This window comes from Acidicapsa ligni (assembly GCF_025685655.1).
Classification (GTDB): Bacteria; Acidobacteriota; Terriglobia; order Terriglobales; family Acidobacteriaceae; genus Acidicapsa; species Acidicapsa ligni.
The window spans coordinates 903,293-926,350 of the sequence record NZ_JAGSYG010000003.1; the positions used below are offsets into that span (position 1 = coordinate 903,293).

The following is a 23,058-nucleotide window of genomic DNA, read 5'->3' on the forward strand; positions in this document are numbered from 1 at the left end:
ACTCCCTGGAGGGATACATACTCCACGGAGTCCTTTGTATTAATGAACTTTGCGCAGGATTTTTCATTGCGACATTGATATACGACAAAATCTGTCGTATATTCTTTTTAGCGGAACCGAATAACTGCATGGATGGATGAAAGCAATGAATTAAGAGGAACCAGGGCCCTGCGGAATATCTCTTGGCGGAGACCGCGAAGACCCTGGAGCTACAGCCGGATCGACTGCGAGCTATCTGCATTATAGGGTCGTCTCTCGAACTGGCTCAAACTTCTGTTATCAATCCAACTTTTTAAATTGCGTTTTTGAAGAACGCTCAGGTATTTGCCGTCGCGTTGTTGTGGTTCGGCAAAGATGCTTGAATCTTGCGGTCGAGGATGTCGTGCGCCCTTTTTCAGGCGTCATTGGTCCTCATAATCCGCGAAATGGAATCGCAAGGGTCGTCTTTTTGAGGGGACGCCGATTGCCAAACGGAGACTAAATTCGAGGATGACGATGAGCCAGAAGACACAAAAAGTACAGGCCAAAAAGAAGACAGCCCAGGCAGTGATGTTTGGAAACGCTCGCGGTTTGGTAGCAATGGGAACCCTGGCAGCTTATGCCGTGATGGGCGCAAATCGTCCGGCGATGGCAGCTGTTTGGAAGATTGATCCAAGTGGTAATGGAGCTTCAGCCACATTGCCGCTGAAACGATTTGACATTGCCGTTGGTCCACTGGATGCCGCGATTGAAGCTTATGAAAAGGCGACCGGCCTATCGGTGAAGATTGTGCTGCCGAACGGCACATTAGCGGGGTTCAATTCTCACGGTGTGACGGGACTGTACCGCGAGGACGAAGCACTTCGACTACTGCTGAACGGAACAGGGCTGAACTACCGCGCTGAAGATGCAACAACCATGGTTGTCGGTGTGCAGGCAAAGGATACGGTATCGGTTACATCTGCGGTGCCTGACTCCATCTCAATGGGTAAGTTTACGGAGCCTCTACTTGAGACGGCGCAGAGCGTGAGCGTGGTGCCCACATTTGTGTTGCAAGACGAGGGCGTTTCCACTCTGCGCGACACATTACGCAACGTTCCAGGAATCAGCCTTGCAGCAGGTGAGGCGGGTGCGCAGGGCGACAATCTAACCATCCGCGGCTTTACGGCTCGCAACGATATTTTTCTGGATGGAATTCGTGATTTCGGCAGCTATTATCGCGACTCATTCAACTATGAGCAGGTCGAGGCGTTAGAGGGACCAGCGGGAATCCAGTTTGGACGTGGTTCGACGGGCGGCGTAATCAACCAGGAGAGCAAGGTTCCACAAGTTGATAAGTTCGTGCATGTGGATACACAGTTTGGAACTGACCTTACGCGAAGAATTACTGCAGATATTAACTCCCCGATAGCCAATGAGTTAGGCGGCGCTGCATTTCGAGTGAATGTGATGGCACAGGAAGGTGGAGTTGCCGGGCGCGATGCGGCTGAGATTCGGCGGTTCGGATTTGCACCTTCGATCTCAATTGGGATGGATACAAAAACTCGCACCACTCTTAGCTATATGCATCTCTCTGAAGATGACACACCGGATTATGGCTTGCCGTGGCTGTTCAACAAGCTGGCGCCTGCGAATCGTCATAGCTACTTTGGCTTTCCTGATGAGAACTATCTGAAGACCAGCGATGACATCATGACATTGAAGGTCGAGCATGAGTTTTCTCCGAGCTTGAATCTACATACGATTGCGCGCGCTGCTAACTATCCTCGACAGGCGCAAATTACGGAACCACAGATCTGTTCGAATGCAGGGCTGAGCGTACCTGTGGGAGGAGTTGTTACTTCACTCCCCACGCTGGCATACAACAGCGCGATTACCTGCCCTTATACGCCAAATACTCCGGCGAGCGAGATTACGCAACTGAACCGCAACCAGATTCAAGTGAAGAGTGTCGAAGGTGATCTGTGGGACCAGACAGAAGTCGTGGCCCGCTTCAAGACATGGAAGATGAGGCATGATTTCGTTGCAGGCGCTGAGGGTGGACAGGAGATTTCGAATCCTATTCGCTACAGCTACACGATTAACAAGATCAATACTGTTCCAGAGACGACGCTGTTAAATCCGAACGAAGATCAGCCGTTTGGCGGCACGGGATATATCACTTCGATTGTGCATACGAAATCGAAGAGTGTTGGCTTGTACTTCCTCGATACGATCAAGATCAGCAAGTTTTTTGAACTAAGCGGAGGCATAAGGTGGGATCGGTTCGATACGGATTACAACCTTGCTGCTCCTACACCTCCAGCAGGAGGCACGGTGACTGCGGCTGTGGCGCCGATCAGCAGACTGGATGAGCAGCCGAGTTATCGCGCAGCGCTTGTGTACAAGCCATCGACGCATGGCAGTGTTTACTTTGATTATGGAACAAGCTTCAATCCAGATGCAGAGTCGTTAAGCCTCAGTGTTGGACTGGTGAATGGCAATGTCAAGCCTGAAGAGAATGAGTCCTATGAGGGCGGCGCTAAATGGAGCTTTCTCAATGATCGTCTACTGATGGAAGGCGCAGTATTTCGAACTGAGAAAGACAACGCGCACGAGACTGATCCGACAAACTCGAATAACATTGTCGCCGCCGGTAATCAGTTGGTAAAAGGTGCGCAGTTCAGCGTGGTGGGACGATTGCCCGAAGGAATGGACCTAGTGGCTGGCTATGCATACCTGGATAACAAAGTGATCTTTTCCCAATACTTCCCTACTTCGGTAGGCTATCCGCTGGCAAATGTGCCCACGCAGACATTTAATTTGTTTGTGACACATCGCCTCCCATTGGGATTGAATGGTGGCGTGGGCAGCAACTACGTCGGCAGCAGAACAGCAAGTTCAACAGTGCCATATGTACCGACCGGATACGCCGTAAATCCGAATGGCCCTGGGTTTGTGGTTACGAGCGTAGCCATGAAACAGGTGCCAGGCTATTGGATCTTCAATGCAATGATCAAGCACCCACTAACAGAGAAGATCGAATTCCAGGCAAATGTGAATAACCTGTTGAATCGCTACTATATTGACCTGCCGCATCCGAGCCATCTCGTTCCCGGAGCGGGAGCGAATGCAATCATCGGGGTAAACTTTAAGTTCTGAGTACGCCCCAGAAACAAAAATGGTGAGGGTAGGTTGCCTGATTACATAATCAGTAATCCTGCCCTCACCATCAAGTCCGCAAGCGTAAGGAGTTCGTTATATGCTGATCACAATTCCCGACATATTGAACGCTAACGAGGTCGCCCATGCGCGGTCTGTGCTCGATGCCGCCGACTGGGTAGATGGAAAAGTAACAGCCGGCTATCAGGCACAAACAGTCAAGGAGAACCTGCAGTTGCCTGAAGGCCATCCGGCTGCGGTAAAACTCGGGGAAATCGTGTTGGGAGCGTTGGCGCGCTCACCACTATTCATGTCTGCGGCACTGCCGCTGCGAGTGTTTCCACCCATGTTCAATCGCTACACAGGTGGTGGACACTTTGGCACACATGTCGATACTGCAATTCGCGCGATGGCATCGACGGGTCAGCGAATTCGGACGGACGTCTCTGCAACATTGTTTCTTGCTGCGCCAGAAGAATATGACGGTGGTGAGTTACTCGTCGAAGATACTTATGGAGTACATAGCGTGAAGCTTCCGGCCGGGCACATGGTTCTATATCCTGCTACGAGCCTGCATCGAGTTACACCTGTTACTCGCGGAGCGCGACTGGCGTCCTTCTTCTGGATTCAAAGCATGATTCGCAGCGATGGTGACCGCACACTACTTTACGATCTGGATACGGCAATTCAGAAATTAGCGAAAGACGTTCCCGGTAATGGTGCGGGAGTTCAATTGACGGGCGTATATCACAATCTGCTACGTCGTTGGGCGGAGATGTAGAGGCCAGGCTGCATCTCGTAACTCAAACAACTCAAATCCATTCGATTACTACTAATTACTGGGTCTTGGGATAAATCGCGATACGGTGATTGCGAACTGCAGGCGTCAGATGCTCTCCCAGATTGTCGGAGAAAAGTGTCTTGGATTGCTGGAGAGGCATGTGGCATTCCACGCAGCGCGTCTGGATAGCTTCATGCTGCTCCTTGTAGGTAGGACAGGCTTTTATAGAATGGCATCCAAGACATTTGGACGAGAAGGCAGCCGCATCCCGCTGCTCTTCATGCGTGTTGTGGCATGTCGTGCATGTCATCTCGCTTGACCGGAAACACTTGCTTTGGCGAAGCAATTGGACCTGATTTGTATGCACGTCCAGAGGCTGATCTGGATCAATCGGTGCGGCCTTAACATACTCAGCGAGAACGTCTCCCGGCTGAAACGACAGTGCTGGTGCAGGGGCGGGTAACAGGCCTGCTCCTGCGTGGCATAGTGCGCAGACATCGATTTGTCTCTCACGCGTAAGCTTGGCCGGATTAATAATCGCTTCGGCTACAGGGCGGGTATGCGTCTGCTGACTTTGTTGTTCTCTTCGCACGTGTTCGGCAGCCGGGCCATGGCAGCGTTCGCAGCCAACGCCCAGAACCAACTCCGTCTTGTTGAAGCGGTTCACCTGTGGAGTTTGAGATTCGAAATAAGATGCATGGCATTCGAGGCACTGCGGTATGACGGGGCGATCAAAATGAGCTGTTCCCTCTTTATAGCCGGGACTGTTAATCCATGTGCCATTAGCGGCCCAATATGAGACCGGCAACTCGAACAAGAGATCGCCTACCCAATATAGATACGTCTGTCCCTTACGGCCAGAGCCAGTCACGATTTCGATGGGTTGCGTGAGAGTTTGGAGATTGCCAGTTTGCGTACGATAGTCGGCCGTTTCGGTAAAGGAACCATCCGGCATCTGGCGCATTTCGAAAGTTAAACGAGGGTTGGAGGTTTTCAGCGTATTAGCCCCCGCGCTGAAACTCCCGTGAATCGACTCAGTGGATGCCGCCTGCGACGTGAGGTGATGTGCCGTGTGCACATAGCTTTCAGCTACCTGTTGGTGACATCCAAGACATGCCGCATCCCCAGCATAGGCTGATGCTGGAGGGGGATTATGTGGGGCTAAATCTGAGGATTGCTGCGCAGCATGAATACGTTTATTCCACGGTCCGCTCACGCAAGCCACCGCCAGGGCAGAAAGCAAAAGCGTGAAGGCGGCTCCTCCGCGAAGTCCAGGAAGAGCCTTCTGAAAGAGGGTAGTAATTCTCAACCATAAATACCCTTGCCATCGATGATCTTACTGTAGCGATCGAATTGGCAGTTTTCTCGGACCTGTCTATTTTACCCGAAGCTGTTCCTACCCTGCGAAGTCCCGACCTTTTCGCTCAGGGCCGAATCCGAAGATCAGGGACAGGGCGGTAATCACGCATATTTCAAATACGGTAAGCGCCCATTGATAACCGAGATGTTTGCGCAGCGTGAACTCAATCACAACTGACGGCGCACCTATAAGAACGCCAAGCTGATAAACAATACCGGGAAACAGGCTACGTACGCTGTTCGGGGAGAGTTCATTTAAGTGAGCAGGAATTACACCGAAGGCTCCCTGGACGCCGAACTGCATTACGAATGATCCAATCGCCAGCATGATGATCGATGAGCCAAATGCCCATAGAGGAATGCTGATAGAAGCAATGATCAAAGCCAGGAAGATGGCATTGCGCCGACCAAGCCGATCAGAATAATGGCCGATTACGAGTGCGCCCATTATGGCGCCTATGTTGTATAGGATTGCGATGTTCGAGATAACTGAGTTGGAGTAGCGATGGACTGTCTTCAGAAAGTCTGGATAAAGATCCTGCGTGCCATGAGATAGGCAGGTGATGGCGGTCATCATCAGGACTAGATACGCGAAATCTTTCCTATGTTGCCAGAGTACCTGAAAGACCTCGCCGAAGTTGACCAGGCGATGCTTTTCCCATGACTGAGATTCTGGTGCAAGCAGAGTAAGTACAGTGATAATACAGGCGAAGGCGAGACCACATAGGAACATCCATCGCCAGCCAAAATGCGGTTCGATGGTTCGCAGAGCAACCGCGGCCAACAGATATCCGAGTGAGTAGCCGGACTGCAGGACTCCTGAAAATAGACCGCGCCATCGCGTCGGGGAACTTTCCATTACGAGCGATGCACCGATCCCCCAATAGCCGCCCATCCCGATGCCATAGAGCGCTCTCAGGATTATGAATGCCGTGTAGTTCGGAGCGAAAGGAGTAAGCGCAGTAATGATTGAAAAATAGAGAACACAAGCGATCAGTGGGCGGCGACGTCCGAAGCGATCGGCCAGCGAACCAAGCAGCAAGGCTCCGACAGGCCGCATTGCCAGGGTGATCGTAATCGTCCAAACGATCGCACTCTTCTCAACATGAAAGTTTGCTGCGAGAACATCTACAAGAAAGACAAGGACAAAGAAGTCGAATGCGTCGAGAACCCAACCCAAAACTCCGGAAGATACAGCGAATCCCCATCGCGGCGAAATGAGATCGGCACTTGAAGTGATACTCGACGCATCTGAAGCGGGCCTGGACTTCTTCATCCATTGCATTTGGCGTCACCTTCTTTTGAACCTGCAAGTCCATGGCGAATAGTCGAAGCGTGGCCAAAAATATCAGCGATGAAAGATCTTAATTCCCTTCCCAGATAAGCTTCGCGTTCGTGAGTTCTCGAGCACCGAGGGCACCTAACTCACGGCCGAATCCGGAACCTTTTATGCCCCCGAAAGGTGCTCGTGGATCGGAACGCACAAAGTCATTGACGAAGACAGCTCCAGCTTCAATTTTTGCTGCAACCGCATTGGCGCGCGCAATATTTTTCGACCATACTGTTGCCGCTAATCCAAACTCAGTATCATTTGCCAGTCGTATCGCTTCTTCTTCTGTTTTGAATGTGTAGAAGAGCGCGACTGGGCCGAAAAATTCTTCTCTAGCAATAACGGCATCATGCGGCAGATCTACCAATACTGTCGGAGCGTAGAAGTAACCCGGGCCATCCAGAGATTCTCCCCCGGTGACGATACGCGCTCCCGCAGTTACTGCGTCCCGTACTTGACGTTCGGTGGTCGCGCGTAGATCGGCACGGGCTTGCGGGCCTAGCTTCGTCTCTGCAAGCAGGGGGTCTCCTACTCTCAAAGCGGCAGCCTGTTCCGCAAAGGCCTGGATATAAGCATCGGCGATAGATTCCGCAATCAGAAAGCGTTTGGCGGCGATGCAGCTTTGAGCGTTGTTGGAGTACCGCGATGTCACACCGAGTTGCACGGCTTTGGCTATGTCCGCATCTTCAAAGACAAGGAATGGGTCCGAACCGCCGAGCTCCAACACAGCCTTCTTGCCATACAGGCCTGCCTGCTGCGCCACAGCCCGACCAGCTTTCACACTGCCTGTCACAGTGACCGCACGAATACGCGAGTCCGTGATGATCTCTGCGACTGCATCACGCTGCACTGAGAGATTTACATAGAGTCCTTCGGGTCCGCCAGCATCTCTCACTAATTTTTCGATGGCGAGCGCAGAGCCTTGCACTGTCTCCGCATGCTTTACGACTACGGTGTTGCCAACAAGCGCGGAGGGGATGAAGAAACGAAGTACCTGCCAGAAAGGAAGGTTCCACGGCATGATTGCGAGGATCGGCCCAAGCGATTCATAAACAACACGGCCTGGTGTTCCAGAGATGGATTCGGGTTTGATATAAGCCGCACCCTCTTCAGCAAAATGCCGTGCACCAAAAGCAGCTTTCTTGACTTCGCCGCGAGCCTCGCCAATCGGTTTACCCATCTCAAGAGTAATCAGCCGTGCGTACTCTTCGACGCGCTCTTCGAGTAAATCCGCCAGGCGAAGCAGAAACGCAGTGCGCTCAGAAAGTGCAGTTTGCGACCACCTGCCCCAGCAGTCCCACGCACTTTGCAGGCGAAGCTCGACATCGTTTGTATTGTGTTCCTGGTATGTTTCCAGCAACTCCCCGGTGGTTGGGTTCCTTGACTCGAACGACATATACTTCACCTCTCCTGAAAAGATTTTTCGTGCAACTCACAGACCTCATGAAAGCGCTCGATACAAGTGGCGAGTACTTCTTCGCCTGGACGCTTCCACCAATTTTCCGAAGAAAATATCTCTACTTCCTGTGGCCCATCGTATCCAGCTTCAACAATCGTGCGACGAATCGAACGCAGGTCGATAACTCCATCGCCCATCATTCCACGGTCTAACAAAAGATCGCGCGTGGGGACAAGCCAATCGCAAATATGATGCGCGAGAATGCGGTTACTGGCACCAGCACGAACGATCTGCTCACGCAGTTTCGGATCCCACCAAACGTGATACGCATCGATGGCAACTCCCACCCCATCGCCGAGCAACTCGCAAACATCCAATGCATGTTCGAGCGTGTTGATGCATGCTCGATCCGCTGCATACATCGGATGTAAGGGCTCAATTGCGATTGGCATACGAATAGCACGGGCGTGTGGAAGGATTGCGGCGAGACCATCTACGACCATCTCTCGCGCAGCACTGATATCCCGCGATCCTTTTGGCAGGCCGCCTACAACCATCACCAGACAGTCAGCCCCTATGGCCGCGGCTTCATCAATGGCGCGTTTGTTGTCTTCGACTGCGGCTGCAAGACCGCCCCTGTCAGATGCGGGAAACATGCCACCGCGGCAAAGCCCGGTGACGCGCATCTGATTGGAGCGAATAATTTCTGCAGCCTCTGCCAATCCGGTCTCATGTATCTGGTCGCGCCAAGGAGCGATCGAAGTAATACCTTGTGCCAGGCAAGCATCCACGGCCTGCGCAAGGTTGTACTGCTGGCGTACCGTGGCTAGATTGATCGAGAGATTGCGCAGACTCATACAACTCCGCCCACGGCAAGAACCTGCTTCATTCGCTGAACTGCCATATCCGGATCGCGGAGTACTCCAGCCTCATCCGCAAGACGAAAGAGCTCTGCGAGATGCACAAGTGAACGCGCACTCTGTTGGCCACCCAGCATTACGAAGTGATCCTGAAATCCATTGAGATACGCAAGGAATACGATGCCCGTTTTATAGAAGCGAGTGGGAGCTTTGAAGATATGTCGCGACAATGGCACCGTTGGAGTAAGAATCGCGTGGAAGCCAGCCTCATCATCTATTGCAAGCTTTGCCAGCGCAGCTGAAGCCGCAGGAGCTATTGCATCGAAGATCCCCAGCAGCGCGTGTGAGAAGCCTTGCTCATCCCCTGCGATAAGTTCCTGATAGTTGAAGTCATCGCCGGTGTACATGCGAACGCCATGCGCCAATCGTCTGCGCATGACAATTTCCTTTTCAGCGGAAAGTAGCGAGATTTTGATCCCATCCACTTTCCCCGCATGGCTATTGATGAGATCGACACAGGTATCCATCGCGGCAGCGTGGTCATTTGATCCCCAATAACCGGCTAAGGCTGGATCGAACATCTCACCCAACCAATGCAGAATCACAGGCTGCTTTGTCTGTCGAAGTATGCGATCGTACACACGAAGATAATCGTCTGGTGATTTAGCTGCTGCAACCAGCGCACGGCTTGCCATCAGGATGATTCGGCCACCGAACGACTCCACATATTCAACCTGCTCTTCATATGCGCGGATCACATCATCCACTGTCAGACTTGCGGCGGGTGTCAACTGATCCGTGCCAACGCCACAGGCGATGAGAGCATTCGGGCGGTTCTTAGCAGCCTGCAAGGAATAACGAATCAGTTCCTTCGCGCCATCCAGATTCAGGCCCATGCCGCGCTGTGCCGTATCCATGGCTTCCGCGACACCGAGACCAAGATCCCAAAGATGCTCACGAAAGGCAATCGTTCGATCCCAGTCGATGCTTTGTGCGTCCTGGTCTACCCACGGATTGTTATCCGCAAGTGGATTTACGACCACATGCGCGGCGGAATACACGACACGATTAAACGACGGGATTGCGCCCGAGGGAGACGCCTCAAGCGGAACGCCAACCAGGCTATAAGTCTCGATACAGCCATTGGATATAGGCAGGTTGAGGCTGGGCATATTGTGTTAGTTCTCCTCACTGGTCGAGCCTATCGAATCTATCGAGCCAGTCGAATCCAGTGACAACGCGGGCACATCTACCCAGCGTCGCTCAACCCAACTCTGCAACCCCAGTTCCGCGAGTTGAACGCCCTTCGCGCCTTCCAGCAAATCGTAGCGCCACGGCTCGTCTTCAACCACGTGGCGAATGAAGTCTTCCCATTGCAACTTGAAGCCATTTTCATAGAGCTGCGTATCCGGCACCTCTTCCCACTGCTGCTGAAATTGCATCGTCTGTGGTTGATCGGGATTCCATACTGGCCGCGGAGTATTCACACGATGTTGCGTGTAGCAGCTTGTTAATCCAGCGACCGCAGAACCATGCGTTCCATCTACTTGAAAAGTGACGAGATCATCACGCTTTACGCGGACAGCCCAGGAGGAGTTGATGTGCGCAATTACGCCTCCCTCAAGCTGAAAGGTGGCATAAGCTGCATCATCGGCGTCTGCTTTGTAAGTCTGGCCACTCTCATCAATTCGATGAGGAATATGTGTGGCGCCAATGCATGTTACAGCCTTCACGGCGCCGAAAAGATTGTCCAGTACGTAACGCCAGTGGGGTAGCATGTCGAGGATGATGCCGCCACCATCTGCCTTGCGGTAATTCCATGAAGGCCGCTGTGCCGGTTGCAGATCACCCTCGAATACCCAGTAGCCAAACTCCCCACGCACGGAGAGGATACGCCCAAAGAAACCAGCATCAATCAACATGCGAATCTTGCGCAGACCTGGTAGATACAGCTTGTCCTGCACGATGCCGCTCTTGGTGCCGTGTTTGCGTGCAAGACGCGCCAACGCAAGCGATTCGCTGAGCGTCTCCGACAACGGCTTTTCGCAATACACATGCTTACCAGCCTCAATAGCGCGGGTCAACAACGGCACACGCATCTGCGTCGAACCTGCGTCGAAGAAGATAGTATCGTCCGGATTGGCCAGAGCGGCCTCAACATCTTTTGCTACACGCTCCACACCATGGCGCTTGGCCAGCGCTTTTACTTTTTCCTCATTGCGTCCCACCAGAATTGGGTCGGGGATGACACGATCTCCGTCCGAGAGCAGCACACCACCCTGATCTTTAATAGCCAGTATGGAACGAACCAGATGTTGGTTGTAACCCATTCTCCCGGTGATGCCATGCATGATGATGCCAATGCGCCTGCTTGCCAAGTTCCGTTCCACCTTTCGTCTGTTTCTAATTGTTCTTTCAAAAGTATGCACGCTTAGTCGACTACAAGAAGAGCCCAGCTGTCAAACATCTTGTAGAGGGCGCGTCAACTTCTGTGACATTGGCTCGAAATGCCTTAATACACATGGTGGCAAGTAACGCATCGGCAAAGGTTTTTTAATTTTTATTGCTACCTGGCAATCGAAGCTATATAGAATTCGCTTTCTTTGCGCTTTGTAGAGAGGCTCCGCTCGCGGCTTCTTACGAAATGATGGGTAGCACCGATAGGATATGCGCAACATTGTGAAGGCAGCTCATATCCAGCAGGTCCAATCACAGTTGACTGGGACTACTCTTAGCATCAGCTTTGATTGCTGCCTTCACTGCTGACTCCCTATGGATTGGCACAGCAAGCAATCATCACAATCCATTAGAATTTGTGCATCTGGCGCAAGGATATTCCTCGCGTCCCAGGTTAGTATCACTTAGACAATAGGAGCCTCCAATGCCTCGTTTTCTGCGCATTATGTTTTTAGTCGGTACGATCACGGGCGCAGGGTTTGGTTCTGCGCTGGCACAGACCTCACCAGCGGTTGTACGGCCGGCCCCTCCTAGCCGCGCACCACACACACCAGGCGATGTCACTGCTACTGAATTACCGGACGGAACAAATGCTCCGGCAAATGCTGATGGAAATTTTATCCTCGGCCCTGATCACAAACGCGCACCAGAATCATCCGTGCAACAGGGCGTACCGCAGGGAGCTGTGCTTGAGTTCACCATGAATTCAACTGATAGTAAGATCTATCCCGGTATAGCGCGTGAGGCTAATACATTCGGAACAGTCGATCCGACTGATCCCGCAAAGTTATTGGTACCTACGAACCACCCTGCTCCCTACACACGCCGAGTTACCGTTTATATTCCGCAGCAATACGTGCCAGGAACAGTAGTGCCATTCATCGTCGGCGCCGACGGACCGGATCGAGAGTTGTTCACGGTCCTGGATAATTTGATCGCAGAACATCGCGTTCCAGTGATGGTCGCTATCTCCATAGGCAACGGCAGTGGAGATGCACAAGGCAGCGAGCGTGGTCTGGAATATGACACCATGTCAGGCAGATACGCAGAATTTGTAGAGCAGGAAGTGCTGCCTCGCGTGGAGTCGCAATACCATGTGAAATTAACCAAAGACCCTGAAGGCCGTGCAACGACCGGAGGCAGTTCCGGCGGCTCGTGCGCACTCATCATGGCGTGGTATCACCCCGAGTTATACCATCGGGTTCTTACTTATTCAGGAACTTATGTGAATCAGCAATGGCCGTATAATTCGCAGACTCCTCATGGTGCATGGGAGTTCCATGAACACCTCATACCTAACAATCCTGCTAAGCCACTCCGAATTTGGATGGAAGTCGGCGACAGAGACCTGCTCAATCCAAATGTCATGAACGATCATATGCATGATTGGGTTGTAGCTAATGAAGAGATGGCAAAGGTACTGGCCGCCAAAGGCTATCACTATCAATATATTTTTGCGCGCAATGCAGGACGCGTGGATCACGCAGTCAAACAACAGACTCTGGCCGAGGCGTTGGAGTATCTATGGCAAGGATATCCCATCGCTGGCGCGAAGAATTGACCCGGACTTCAACGCCTCGGTCATCCGAGATGATTGCGAGTCTCAGGCATGATCCTTGCCCGAGGGACAAAAACGATAACCAATCCACGGCTCTGTGGCAATGTACGGTCGGGGTCAGATATGGACCGCCACGTGAGTTCGATGCTCTTCAGTTTTTGATGATACATGCAGGACGCCCGGTTACGCATGCACGGCTGCTTGCCGCCTTGCGTGGGCCAGGCTTTGGAGACGAGCGCACTTATTTTACGAGTTCTTATCGGGCAACTGCGAAAGAAGCTCGAAGATAATGCGGCTAACCCAACATATCTTTTAACAGACGCTATCTCGGATACAGATTTCGTGCGCCATAAGATTAATTGGTTCATTAAAAGGTCTAATGGCAATCATCCATCCCGTACTCACATGTAGCTCGCTATATAGTGAGGAATCAGCGTCATATATAACTCTGCAAAAACCTATCGATAACAACGCTATCTATAATAAACATTTCGCCTATCGCCTAATGTCCTTTAGGCCTATAAATACAGTTTACCTGCGGCATCGTGGGTTATAACCATTGGCCAGCAATAAACCCACTCTACACTTTGATCCTTTGACGAACCATCTTTTGCGTAATGGTCTTATGGTTTACATAGTTATAGGGAGGTACACTTCTGCCCTGGAGAATGGATAAGCCCAGCTCTATAATTCGCGGGCCATATTCATGTACTTCATGAGAAACCGAACCAATGATAGGGCTTCCCGTGCGACGCATTTCCTCGACCACTTCGGGAATGCAGTCTTGTCCGACAATAGCCACCTGTCGCTCACGCTTCGCCTCGCGCACAGCCTCAAGCGCACCAAGAGCACTGGTATCGGTAGCAGCAGCTATCAAAATATGCTTATCTTTGGCATGCCGTGCAAGAAACTCCGCTACCACTCGTTGGCTCTTTTCGCGCATCCCTCGCCCATCAATCCGCACGAAGCGATCAGGCTGTATCTGCGGCAACATGGAATGCACGCCGTCCAAAGAGCCGGTAATGCGGCTTTGGACGAGCGTCCCAGCTTCTTCAAGATCGAGTCCGAGCACCCAATCTACCTTTTCTCCCCACTGCTCCGTGGCATAGGTGGCAAGTAACTCGCCGGCCTCCAGACCTGCGCGATAGTTATCAACCCCAAAGTAAGTTGCATGCGGATGAGGATTATCAATTGCAATTAACGGAATGCCCGCTGCTGCAACTTTGTCACCAATTACCGGGGCAGCTCGCCGATCGATCTGGAATTCAATAATCAGATCGACCTTGGCTTTAATAAATTCATCCGCGTTCTTGAGTGCAGTTGCGCCATCGTACCGGTTATCTAAAACTATGAGATCAACCCCCGAGGCGGCGGTCGAAACGCGCATGCTTTCCGTTACAGCCTCTGAAAATGGCATATCGGAGCTCTGACTGCCAAAGCCAAAGCGCAGCTTCGCAGGAGCATTCACATGTCGATACAGGCCATCGCTCGTCCTCGATATATAACCTCGATGTGCCAGCGTCTGCAAGACACGATAGACAGTTGTCTTGGAGAACTTGGTGCGTTGATAAACCGCCTCTAGAGCCATCGGCGCCTTCTCGGCCTGCAGCAATTCCATGATATCCAGCGCCTTGGATAGGATAGGTATCAAGTACAAGCGCTTTGTTGTTTTCCTGGAAGAATCTGCTTTCTTAGATGCGTGCATATTGCTCCAATTTCTCTCCAAGAGACGATAACACTTCCGTTAGATTTTCCCTAGAGCTTCGTTTCGATCCAAAACTCCCCCGCACAAGGCGAGGAGATCGTCTTCTCATAGCAAGTTATATCTGCGTAATTTGCCGTAAACCTTAAATAGACTGCTGCGGTATATTGCTGCCCAATGGTAGGCAGATATAGTAGAAATACCGTGTCGCGACCTTTTCCACTCGGTTGCAATTCATGTGCGGTGGCAATAGACCATGTTAGAAAAAAAACTTACTCCCGAAATGATTGACCTTCTTGTTGAGATGAGGGAGCTGGCATCTTCCGCTCCTTCGCTGATCATCCTGCAGGAGTACATCGTTAAGGCCATCCCCTCGCGGTTGCCCTACTACAGTTGGACAGGCTTTTACATGCTCGATCCCAACGACCCAGACACTCTGGTTCTGGGCCCATTCGTAGGCGATTCAACGCCGCATGTCCGTATTCCTGTCACAGAGGGCATCTGCGGAGCGGCCGTGGCACTGGGTAAAACCGTAATCGTTGATGATGTCAACGCGGACCCACGCTATCTTTCCTGCTCAATCAAGACCAAGTCTGAAATCGTTGTCCCCATCTATGTGCATGGCCGAATCCTGGGGGAGATCGATATCGATAGCCACGATGCCGCCGCTTTCACGAGCGCTGACCGGGATTTTCTCGAAGAAGCGGCAAGGATTATTGGAACCTATATTGAGAAACATCCCGCCTGAGGAATACCAGGCAAACCAAATCACCTCACAATCCGTAACCTCTACAGCGTATTTTGCATCAGATGTTCAGAATCATTCACTTGGGGCTGAAACAGATTGCCTTGCGTGAATCACACCGGCTTCAGGAGGCTATCTGTTATGAACAGGAATTTTCCCGAACAACCTGCGACGCTTGAGACGAACGGCCAAACCAGCATTCGCCGCACATCCCGTCGCAACTTTCTCTTCAGCACGGCAAGCACATGTAGCCTCTTTGCCCTATCGGCATGCCTCACTTCTCCGGTTAAAGCAATCGCTAAAGGAGACAGCTCCGTAACCATTATCCAGTTTTCACCGGACGGCAAAAAGATTGGTAAAGTCAGCGTGCCACGTGTTGTGAAGACCGATGCCGAGTGGGAGAAACAGCTCTCACCTGTCTCATACGAAGTTACGCGCCACGCGGCGACAGAGCGAGCCTACACGGGCAACACTTGGAATCTTCATGACCACGGCATCTATCGCTGCGTTTGCTGCGATCTGGCGCTTTTCAGTTCCGAAACCAAGTTTGAGTCTGGAACGGGTTGGCCAAGCTTTTGGCAACCTCTCGCAAAGGAAAATGTACGTGAAATGACCGACAATAGCCTCGGGATTTCACGCACCGAGATCGCCTGTACCCAGTGCGACGCACATCTCGGTCATCTCTTTGACGACGGTCCGAAACCGACAGGCATGCGTTACTGCATGAATTCGGCTTCTATGCGATTTACAAAAACAGCTTGAGATTTGCAAAAACAGTCGTCGCCAGTCTTTCGTTGATTTGAACCATCGGCTCAGATCATAATCATGCATGGCGATCACCGACTCTTTTGTCCCGGCCACGGAACTTACCAAAAGTGATTCAGCACAGGTACAGGCGCTCCCCCGGGACTGTACCTTTACCGAGTCGGATTGGCGAGCGCTTGCTCCCTTTTGGTATCCTGTGGCGTTTTCACATGAGATAACCAACAAGCCTTACGCGGCGCGACTTCTCGACGAACGGGTTGTCATCTATCGTCTCTCGGATGGTTCCCTGGCGGCTGCGCGAGATATCTGCTATCACCGTGGAGTTCCGCTTAGTCTCGGCCATGTTGAGGGAGACGAGATCATCTGCAAATATCATGGCCTGCGCTACGACCGTGAAGGCAGATGCACATGCATTCCGGCACATCCCGGCGGAGCGATCTCACCGCGTCTCAGACTTGATATGTATCAGGCGCAGGAACGGTATGGACTCGTATGGGTTCGCCTGGTAGACAACGGCCCAAGTCCGCTTCCCGAGATGAAAGAGTGGGAAGACCCAGATTATCTGAAAGTGCTACCAGACAGCGTTGCTATCGAGGCCGCAGCGGGCAGGCAGATCGAAGGCTTTCTCGATGTAAGCCACTTCGCGTTCATTCATAAAAACAGCTTTGGAGAGCCTGATAACCCCGTCGTTCCAGATTACAAAGTGACCGCGACCAAGGGGGGCTTTGTAGCCGACTACATCAGCACCGTTAGCAACTACGCGCACGGATACAAGCATCTGAATCCGCCTGGCTTTCAATGGCACAGGCGTTTTGAAGTCTTCTTCCCGTTCACTGCTAAGCTCACAGTTACGTTTCCCGAAGGTGGACTACTCCACATCATGAACGCGGCCTCGCCTGTATCTGCACGAAAAACGCGCCTGTTCGTACCCATCTGCCGTAACTTCGATAAGCAGGCAGCGATTGAAGCAACGCTCGATTTCAACTATCAGGTATTTTCGGAAGATATAGAGATTGTTGAACGACAATTTCCCGAGGATCTTCCGCTCAAGCTCCACGATGAAGCACACTTCCCTGCTGACAGAAGTTCCATCACTTATCGCAAAGGTCTTTCTGCGCTTGGTCTGGGGCGAAGCTATACATCTTAGGTAGCGACAGGATTCCATTCAAAGTAGTAGTGATAGTGATTACGACAGCCAGGGTTAAACGGCGCACAGCACGCAGGACATTCATTCTCGCAATCCAGGTATTGCCGTATGCTCATTTCGGTGCCGCAGATTCCGCATAGGACTGCTTGCGAATCCCATTCGCTTCGCGGCCAAACTTCAATAGCATGATCGGCCATTGCATCATGACATTCTTTACATGCGTAATAGATGCCGCAGCATTTCATTTGAATGGCAATCACATCCCGCAGAGTTGAGTAGTGAGCGCAGCGGGTTTGCGAGTCTAGAGAAACTCCGTGAACGGTCGACTTTACCATACAAGAACAGGGTAGATGATTCCCTCTGCCTTTGTAAGCGTTCCAATCTCACCTGCAACAAACATGGAGAGAATATGACGGCGAACGAAGAAGCGCGTGCAGCAGAACTTCTGGAGGCACAGACCAAGGCCGAGAAGCTCTTTCATGAAGTGGAGTCTCGCGGACTGATCTGTTCCGGTGTCACCGAGAGCAAGCTGAATTCCGCTATTTATGCTCTCGCAAATGAGATGTATGGAATCTCCGCCTACTGGCATAAGCGCATCGTTCGTGCTGGAAAGAACACTCTTCTTCCGTATGATGAAAATCCGCCCGACCTTACTGTGCAGGCGGATGACATCCTCTTTCTCGATTTTGGACCAGTCTTCGAGCAGTGGGAGGCAGACTTTGGACGCACTTTCGTTCTCGGAACAGACCCACTCAAACTCAAGCTTCAACAGGACGTCGGACTGGCCTTTGCTGCAGGAAAGAAATACTTTCATGAGAATCCCGACCTCGTCAGCAGCGAGCTCTTCCGTTACGCACAATCGCTGGCTAAGCAATTTGGATGGGAGTTTGGTAGCCCAATCGCCGGACATCTGATCGGACAGTTCCCTCATGAAAAAATTTCCGGAGATAAAGTGTCTTTATATATTCATCCAGACAGCCACCTGCCCATGCGCTCGCTCGACCAGAATGGACAAAAACGGCATTGGATTCTGGAGATTCACTTTGTGGACAGGCAGCATGAAATCGGTGGCTTTTACGAAGAATTGATGACTCTTTAGACTCTTCGGAGTGTTGCGTGACCCGGAATATGCATCCATATACAAATAGGCGATCGGCAGCGCGTGCAATATTTCCAGCGTATTCCCTGGACTAACGCCCTTTTCATCGTCGGCAGTATGATCATCAAAAGGTCGCAGGCACGAAGTCGATACATCCCAACCCCCAAAAGAGATGCCAATTATGAGAAATTCAGCCTCGATTGCCCTCCTCGCCGCTACCGCACTTCTTCCCACAGCGTTACTGGCTCAACAAGTCATCACCGGTCAGGCCGCATTTGCCGACTGGAACCAGCAGCAGCCCGGTGCTCACCGCAAAATCACGTTGGCCGATCTTCCCCAACCCAAGCCGCAAGAGGCCGTCAACAATACCCCACATATCGTTCCTCGCCCCGCCGATGCATGGCCGGTAGCACCCGCTGGTTTTAAAGTCACTCTCTACGCAGGCGGCGACTCCGCTCCTATGCAACGTGCCGACAACAAAGAAAATATGGCGCGTAGCAACGGCACTTTCACCATGCCGCGCATCCTCAGAACCGCTCCCAACGGGGATCTATTTCTCGCCGACTCCGGAGCAGGCACCATCTTCATCCTTCGCGGAATAGGTCCCAACGGCAAAGCTGCCCGCACTGAGAAGTTCGTAACCGGTCTGGATCACCCATTCGGCATCGCCTTCTATCCGGCTGAAAATCCGAAATACGTCTACGTCGGCAACGCCACAACCATCCAGCGCATTCCGTATCACTCAGGCGATCTGCACGCAACCGGTGCACCCGAAACTATCGTCCCCGACATCCCAGGCTACGCACAGCTAACCGGTGGCGGCCACTGGACTCGTGACATCGTCTTTACTAAAGAAGGCCACATGCTCGTTTCTGTAGGCTCCGGCTCCAACGTGGACGACGCCGACACGCATCCCAAGGAATTCCACCGCGCCGATGTTCTCGAGTACACCCCTGAAGGCAAGTTTGTCGAGGTCTACGCACACGGCATCCGCAACTGCGTCGGCGAAGCCATCAATCCCATCACCGGCCAGCTCTGGTGCTCCACCAATGAGCGCGACGATCTCGGCAATCACCTTGTTCCCGACTATGTAACATCCATTAAAAAAGGCGGCTTTTACGGCTGGCCTTGGTATTACATGGGCGGTCATCAGGATCCGCGACTTCCCGAACCCTGCGCCAACGGAACTGGACCTAACCTGCAAGCAGCCGCACTCACCGCGGATCAGGCGAAAGACTGCAAGCGAGTCGACCTCTCGTCCAAGGTCATCACTCCCGATGTGCTGCTCCAACCACATATGGCTTCGCTTGAGATGACCTTCTACCCATCCAACGGAGATTTCCCCAAACAGTACGACGGCGATGCCTTCGCCGCTGAACATGGCTCATGGAACCGCGCCAACCGCGCCGGCTACGAAGTTGTCCACATCCCCATGCACAACGGCCACGCCGACGGGAGCTATGAAGACTTCCTGACCGGCTTCGTCACCAAAGACGGCCAGGTCTGGGGTCGTCCCGTAGGCGTCGCCACCGGCCACGATGGTGCGCTCTACGTCACCGATGACGGTACCCGCAGCGTCTGGCGCGTAGCCTACACGGGTAAGTAACCCACTCCGGGCAACAGAAAAGGGCGCTTCGGCCAAAAGCCGTGGCGCCCTTTTCTATCTATGGCCCAACTGAGCGTCGTTATAGATTGGTTGTGCGCCGCGAAGGCGACTCAACATTTTTAGGCTGCATGCCCGCCAGCCGCAATGCGATGATCATCGCAGGTACGAGGAAGACCATGGATCCAAAGACCCACATGACCACCGCTCCAAGCACCTGATCGTCCGCAGCCGAAACCTGAAACGGATTCGGATGATCGAGATAGTAGCTGTAGACTGGCCTTCCACAAAATGCCAAAAAAGCGGATAGCAAGGTGTTCACGATATCCGCAGATACGAGATAAAGAAGAATACTCCACGTTCGCAGTCGTCTCTCCGCAGGCCAGGGCCTTAGGATGCACCACCAGAACAAGCACGACGTAAATAGAAAACACAGATGCTCAAAAGCATGCCAGTTTTCATGTTCGAGAGCAAAGTCGTATGCACCGGGGATATGCCAGGCTAGAAACGTCAAATTCATTGCAAGCCATGCCACCAGCGGCGTCACGATCCAATGGGAGAATTGACGCAGAGGCGACACGCGCAAGAGCGGGCCAATAATGGTTCGTCTCACGAACACAGGAAGCCCGCGCAGAAGCGGCACAACCGGCAATCCATAAAGGAGCAGTGGAGGTACGAACGACATCAACAGCAGATGCTCGATCATGTGGGCGCTTAGCATGGCATCTGCAAAGCCATCCATCGGCGAGCCTATGGCCAACCAAAGTACCGCGAGGCCAGAAAGGAAAGACGCCAGCCGCTGTTCGGTGAACTGAGCGGGGCGTGTCTTGCGAATAGCAAACCAGCCCCGCACATAAATCACCGCAGTCAACACCACTGAGGTGGTTAGCCAGATTGGCAGCGACCAATCGGCAAAGATATCTTTTACCGCCGGGGACATATCTATGGCGTCGTCCGACTGGATGGAGATGATGGCGACTCGGAGGGTTTATGCATCTCACCTGCATCACTCAGGCTGCGAGAGGCATCGATCGCAGGAGAGAGATGATCACCACGCAGCGTCATAAGAAACTTGACGAGCGCCTTTGTCTCCGAAGGGTTCAAGGCGTTTCCATAAGCAGGCATGTTACCGCCGCCCTGCAACACCTGGCGAATGATCTGATCCTCCGTCATGCGCGAAGCGATTGCATCGAGTGCAGGTCCGCGTTGACCGCCAACATTACTGAGCGAGTGACAGTTACGGCATTGTTTATCCTGCAACACCATCGCTCCCTGTCTCTCAAGAGGAGTACGGTCATGCAGATATTCAGCAGGTACGGAGTCCGCTGTCCATGCGCTCATCACCGGGCTCCACGGAGTATAAGTACCGAGCCGCGTGAAGATGCCAAGCGACACAGCAATCACTGAGACCATCAGCACAGCAACAGGGCGTTTAGTCCAATGGCGCTCACCCTCGGCAGCGAAAAGCGGCAGTAGAAGCATGGCTGCAATCGCTACTACGGGAACAACAAGCAACACCGGCGTTTCAAGCGATGGCGGAAGAAACGCCAACACCGCATAGATCCATAGAAAAGCAAAGTCCGGTTTGGGTGCTGTTTGAATTATGGTTGGATCAGGCTGGCCGCCAGGACCAAACGGTCCAAAGAAGAAGGCAAATGCCATCACTGAAAAGAGGATTGCTGCTGCGAAAACTGCATCCTTCCATGCCGCGTCAGGAACAAAGGGGATGCCGGTCTTTTCGGTCAGCTCGTGATATTCACGCTCGTACGTGGCCTTGGTCACGATTCTGCCAGGCATCGGCCAATCGCTTACGCCGTGTCGCAGTGTCATAAAGATATGCAGCCCTACGCCCCCGAGCAACAGACCAGGAATGACAAAGACATGCAGCGTGAAGAAGCGCGAGAGTGTTGCCCCTCCGATGATTGGGCCGCCGAGTACGAGATGTACCAGTGGCGCGCCAATCAATGGAACACGGCTCATGATCGAAGCGCCGATGCCTAGTCCCCAGTAAGCGTCTTGATCGAAACGCATTACCTGACCGGTGAATGCCATGCCGAGAGTCAGCAGCAGCAGCACAATACCGATCATCCACGTAAGTTCGCGCGGAAACTTGTACGCTCCGAAGAGAAAGACCTGCACCATGTGGATGAGCACGATGGCGATCATGAAGTCTGATCCCCAACCGTGCAGGGCGCGCAAATACCAGCCCAACTGAATGTTGTGGTTCAGCAGGTTGAGGCTCCCCCATGCTTCGTTGGCCGACGGACTGTAAACCAATGCAAGTAAAATACCCGTGACGACTTGCAGAACCAAAAGAACCGTCGCGGCACTGCCGAAAACATACATCCAACTTGCATTGTTAGCAGGCGTTGGATGAGAAGCTGCATCGCTCAACGGCTTGATCAGCCCGAGGCGATGTTCAAGCCATTGATAGCTCTTGGCTCCAGCTTCGATAGCGCGCTTCTTTATCCCTGCCATTGGGTGGACCTCGTCTCGGCGGTTTCAGAAGTTGCCTCATTCATTGCAGGTTGAATGTGCACCAGAGGCTTGTTTGCCTCTGAACAGGATGCCTGCGTTGCCAACGTCGGCATATCCCCGGCATGGATCGCGAGCAGGTTGCCTTTCACCTGGTACTGATACTCAAAGAGCCCGCGTTCCGGTGGACCAGAGGCTCTGGAACCGTCTTCGTAATAAGCTCCGCCATGGCAAGGGCACATGAAAAGTTTCGACTGGGCAAACCAGCGGACAGGGCAACCCAGATGTGCGCAATTGATGGCAAAGACCTGAAACTGCTGTGCAGAGACACGTCTCACCCAGCATGCAACCTTAGCCGTCTCTCCATCTCCGAGGCGCGCAACTGGACTTTGAAAATCTACAAGCCGCGTTTCTCCGACAGGAAAATCGTCGACTGATCCGATATTGATCCATGAACCTGTCGCGGATGATTTCTTTATTGCCGGGCCAAATAGATAACCCGCAATCGGAACTGCAAGCACGGTACCGACCGCGGCATTCAACAGGACCGAAAGCTTGAAAAGGAAAGAGCGACGCGAATGCGCAGCCGCTTTTTCTTCCGGCGAAGGGCCGTTGTTGTTTGAATCGTCGGGAAGTTTTAAATGTTCGCTCATGCTTG

The 23,058-nt window shown here is 52.5% G+C and carries 20 protein-coding genes; 9 read left to right on the forward strand and 11 right to left on the reverse strand.

Annotated elements, in window-relative coordinates:
• The first annotated feature begins 495 nt into the window (after positions 1–495).
• Positions 496–3,120: a TonB-dependent siderophore receptor gene (locus tag OHL19_RS14025; RefSeq protein ID WP_263358322.1), complete on the forward strand. Its 2,625-nt coding sequence runs from the start codon at positions 496–498 to the stop codon at positions 3,118–3,120.
• A 100-nt stretch (positions 3,121–3,220) separates the two neighbouring features.
• Entirely contained in the window at positions 3,221–3,901 is a 681-nt protein-coding gene (locus OHL19_RS14030; RefSeq protein WP_263358323.1) for a Fe2+-dependent dioxygenase, read from the forward strand.
• A 55-nt stretch (positions 3,902–3,956) separates the two neighbouring features.
• Here OHL19_RS14030 and OHL19_RS14035 read toward each other — a convergent pair whose 3' ends face one another.
• The 6 genes from OHL19_RS14035 to OHL19_RS14060 form a co-directional block, all read right to left on the reverse strand.
• Positions 3,957–5,210 carry a multiheme c-type cytochrome gene (locus tag OHL19_RS14035; RefSeq protein WP_263358324.1) on the reverse strand — a complete coding sequence of 418 codons (1,254 nt, stop codon included), beginning with the start codon at positions 5,208–5,210 and terminating at the stop codon, positions 3,957–3,959.
• 87 nt (positions 5,211–5,297) lie between these two features.
• Positions 5,298–6,545 (reverse strand): MFS transporter, encoded by a 1,248-nt coding sequence (locus OHL19_RS14040; protein WP_263358325.1) that lies wholly within the window; start codon positions 6,543–6,545, stop codon positions 5,298–5,300.
• Between the two features lie 79 nt (positions 6,546–6,624).
• The gene (locus OHL19_RS14045; RefSeq protein ID WP_263358326.1) at positions 6,625–7,986 is read right to left on the reverse strand and encodes an NAD-dependent succinate-semialdehyde dehydrogenase; all 1,362 of its coding nucleotides are present in this window, start codon (positions 7,984–7,986) and stop codon (positions 6,625–6,627) included.
• 5 nt (positions 7,987–7,991) lie between these two features.
• Positions 7,992–8,846, reverse strand: a complete 855-nt coding sequence (locus tag OHL19_RS14050; RefSeq protein ID WP_263358327.1) for a sugar phosphate isomerase/epimerase family protein — start codon at positions 8,844–8,846, stop codon at positions 7,992–7,994.
• Complete coding sequence (locus OHL19_RS14055; RefSeq protein ID WP_263358328.1) at positions 8,843–10,021, reverse strand: dihydrodipicolinate synthase family protein; 1,179 nt, start codon at positions 10,019–10,021, stop codon at positions 8,843–8,845. The genes OHL19_RS14050 and OHL19_RS14055 overlap by 4 nt, the downstream gene beginning before the upstream one ends.
• Positions 10,022–10,027: 6 nt before the next feature.
• Positions 10,028–11,077 carry a Gfo/Idh/MocA family protein gene (locus OHL19_RS14060; RefSeq protein ID WP_396126776.1) on the reverse strand — a complete coding sequence of 350 codons (1,050 nt, stop codon included), beginning with the start codon at positions 11,075–11,077 and terminating at the stop codon, positions 10,028–10,030.
• Here OHL19_RS14060 and OHL19_RS23110 point away from each other — a divergent pair.
• Positions 10,988–11,284 carry a hypothetical protein gene (locus OHL19_RS23110; RefSeq protein WP_396126777.1) on the forward strand — a complete coding sequence of 99 codons (297 nt, stop codon included), beginning with the start codon at positions 10,988–10,990 and terminating at the stop codon, positions 11,282–11,284. The two genes, OHL19_RS14060 and OHL19_RS23110, sit on opposite strands and share 90 nt — an antisense overlap.
• Before the next feature lie 446 nt (positions 11,285–11,730).
• Positions 11,731–12,867, forward strand: coding sequence for an alpha/beta hydrolase (locus OHL19_RS14065; protein WP_263358330.1), 1,137 nt, complete (start codon positions 11,731–11,733; stop codon positions 12,865–12,867).
• Between the two features lie 577 nt (positions 12,868–13,444).
• On the opposite strand, the gene OHL19_RS14070 is transcribed toward OHL19_RS14065, so the two are convergent.
• Positions 13,445–14,569, reverse strand: a complete 1,125-nt coding sequence (locus OHL19_RS14070) for a substrate-binding domain-containing protein (RefSeq protein ID WP_263358331.1) — start codon at positions 14,567–14,569, stop codon at positions 13,445–13,447.
• 253 nt (positions 14,570–14,822) lie between these two features.
• On the opposite strand from OHL19_RS14070, the gene OHL19_RS14075 reads away from it, so the two are divergent.
• From OHL19_RS14075 to OHL19_RS14085, 3 genes are all read left to right on the forward strand, one after another.
• Complete coding sequence (locus tag OHL19_RS14075) at positions 14,823–15,314, forward strand: GAF domain-containing protein (RefSeq protein WP_263358332.1); 492 nt, start codon at positions 14,823–14,825, stop codon at positions 15,312–15,314.
• 138 nt (positions 15,315–15,452) lie between these two features.
• The gene (msrB, locus tag OHL19_RS14080; RefSeq protein WP_263358333.1) at positions 15,453–16,073 is read left to right on the forward strand and encodes a peptide-methionine (R)-S-oxide reductase MsrB; all 621 of its coding nucleotides are present in this window, start codon (positions 15,453–15,455) and stop codon (positions 16,071–16,073) included.
• Between the two features lie 67 nt (positions 16,074–16,140).
• Positions 16,141–17,223 carry an aromatic ring-hydroxylating dioxygenase subunit alpha gene (locus OHL19_RS14085; RefSeq protein WP_263358334.1) on the forward strand — a complete coding sequence of 361 codons (1,083 nt, stop codon included), beginning with the start codon at positions 16,141–16,143 and terminating at the stop codon, positions 17,221–17,223.
• Here OHL19_RS14085 and OHL19_RS14090 read toward each other — a convergent pair.
• Positions 17,220–17,558: a CHY zinc finger protein gene (locus OHL19_RS14090; protein ID WP_263358335.1), complete on the reverse strand. Its 339-nt coding sequence runs from the start codon at positions 17,556–17,558 to the stop codon at positions 17,220–17,222. The genes OHL19_RS14085 and OHL19_RS14090 overlap by 4 nt on opposite strands.
• A gap of 74 nt (positions 17,559–17,632) precedes the next feature.
• On the opposite strand from OHL19_RS14090, the gene OHL19_RS14095 reads away from it, so the two are divergent.
• Positions 17,633–18,322, forward strand: coding sequence for an aminopeptidase P family protein (locus tag OHL19_RS14095; protein ID WP_263358336.1), 690 nt, complete (start codon positions 17,633–17,635; stop codon positions 18,320–18,322).
• A gap of 181 nt (positions 18,323–18,503) precedes the next feature.
• Complete coding sequence (locus tag OHL19_RS14100; RefSeq protein WP_263358337.1) at positions 18,504–19,928, forward strand: PQQ-dependent sugar dehydrogenase; 1,425 nt, start codon at positions 18,504–18,506, stop codon at positions 19,926–19,928.
• Between the two features lie 79 nt (positions 19,929–20,007).
• Here the strand turns inward: OHL19_RS14100 and OHL19_RS14105 are convergent, their stop codons facing one another.
• Genes OHL19_RS14105 through OHL19_RS14115 form a run of 3 tightly spaced genes read right to left on the reverse strand, consistent with a single transcriptional unit; the run spans position 20,008 to position 23,053 of the window.
• On the reverse strand, positions 20,008–20,865 hold the full coding sequence (locus tag OHL19_RS14105) for a cytochrome c oxidase assembly protein (RefSeq protein ID WP_263358338.1): 858 nt from the start codon (positions 20,863–20,865) through the stop codon (positions 20,008–20,010).
• A gap of 2 nt (positions 20,866–20,867) precedes the next feature.
• Positions 20,868–22,403, reverse strand: coding sequence for a cytochrome b N-terminal domain-containing protein (locus OHL19_RS14110; RefSeq protein ID WP_263358339.1), 1,536 nt, complete (start codon positions 22,401–22,403; stop codon positions 20,868–20,870).
• Positions 22,391–23,053: a QcrA and Rieske domain-containing protein gene (locus tag OHL19_RS14115; RefSeq protein WP_263358340.1), complete on the reverse strand. Its 663-nt coding sequence runs from the start codon at positions 23,051–23,053 to the stop codon at positions 22,391–22,393. Before OHL19_RS14115 ends, OHL19_RS14110 begins: the two co-directional genes overlap by 13 nt.
• Positions 23,054–23,058 lie beyond the last annotated feature (5 nt).

Excerpts from the sequence above, each read along its gene's own strand:
- OHL19_RS14030 (WP_263358323.1), top strand. The coding sequence starts at position 3,221 with ATGCTGATCACAATTCCCGACATATTGAACGCTAACGAGGTCGCCCAT.
- OHL19_RS14105 (WP_263358338.1), bottom strand. The coding sequence starts at position 20,865 with ATGTCCCCGGCGGTAAAAGATATCTTTGCCGATTGGTCGCTGCCAATC.
- OHL19_RS14070 (WP_263358331.1), bottom strand. The coding sequence starts at position 14,569 with ATGCACGCATCTAAGAAAGCAGATTCTTCCAGGAAAACAACAAAGCGC.
- OHL19_RS14110 (WP_263358339.1), bottom strand. The coding sequence starts at position 22,403 with ATGGCAGGGATAAAGAAGCGCGCTATCGAAGCTGGAGCCAAGAGCTAT.
- OHL19_RS14095 (WP_263358336.1), top strand. The coding sequence starts at position 17,633 with ATGACGGCGAACGAAGAAGCGCGTGCAGCAGAACTTCTGGAGGCACAG.
- OHL19_RS14075 (WP_263358332.1), top strand. The coding sequence starts at position 14,823 with ATGTTAGAAAAAAAACTTACTCCCGAAATGATTGACCTTCTTGTTGAG.
- OHL19_RS14090 (WP_263358335.1), bottom strand. The coding sequence starts at position 17,558 with ATGGTAAAGTCGACCGTTCACGGAGTTTCTCTAGACTCGCAAACCCGC.
- OHL19_RS14085 (WP_263358334.1), top strand. The coding sequence starts at position 16,141 with ATGGCGATCACCGACTCTTTTGTCCCGGCCACGGAACTTACCAAAAGT.
- OHL19_RS14045 (WP_263358326.1), bottom strand. The coding sequence starts at position 7,986 with ATGTCGTTCGAGTCAAGGAACCCAACCACCGGGGAGTTGCTGGAAACA.
- OHL19_RS14115 (WP_263358340.1), bottom strand. The coding sequence starts at position 23,053 with ATGAGCGAACATTTAAAACTTCCCGACGATTCAAACAACAACGGCCCT.
- OHL19_RS14025 (WP_263358322.1), top strand. The coding sequence starts at position 496 with ATGAGCCAGAAGACACAAAAAGTACAGGCCAAAAAGAAGACAGCCCAG.
- OHL19_RS14100 (WP_263358337.1), top strand. The coding sequence starts at position 18,504 with ATGAGAAATTCAGCCTCGATTGCCCTCCTCGCCGCTACCGCACTTCTT.
- msrB (WP_263358333.1), top strand. The coding sequence starts at position 15,453 with ATGAACAGGAATTTTCCCGAACAACCTGCGACGCTTGAGACGAACGGC.
- OHL19_RS14055 (WP_263358328.1), bottom strand. The coding sequence starts at position 10,021 with ATGCCCAGCCTCAACCTGCCTATATCCAATGGCTGTATCGAGACTTAT.
- OHL19_RS14050 (WP_263358327.1), bottom strand. The coding sequence starts at position 8,846 with ATGAGTCTGCGCAATCTCTCGATCAATCTAGCCACGGTACGCCAGCAG.
- OHL19_RS14065 (WP_263358330.1), top strand. The coding sequence starts at position 11,731 with ATGCCTCGTTTTCTGCGCATTATGTTTTTAGTCGGTACGATCACGGGC.
- OHL19_RS14040 (WP_263358325.1), bottom strand. The coding sequence starts at position 6,545 with ATGCAATGGATGAAGAAGTCCAGGCCCGCTTCAGATGCGTCGAGTATC.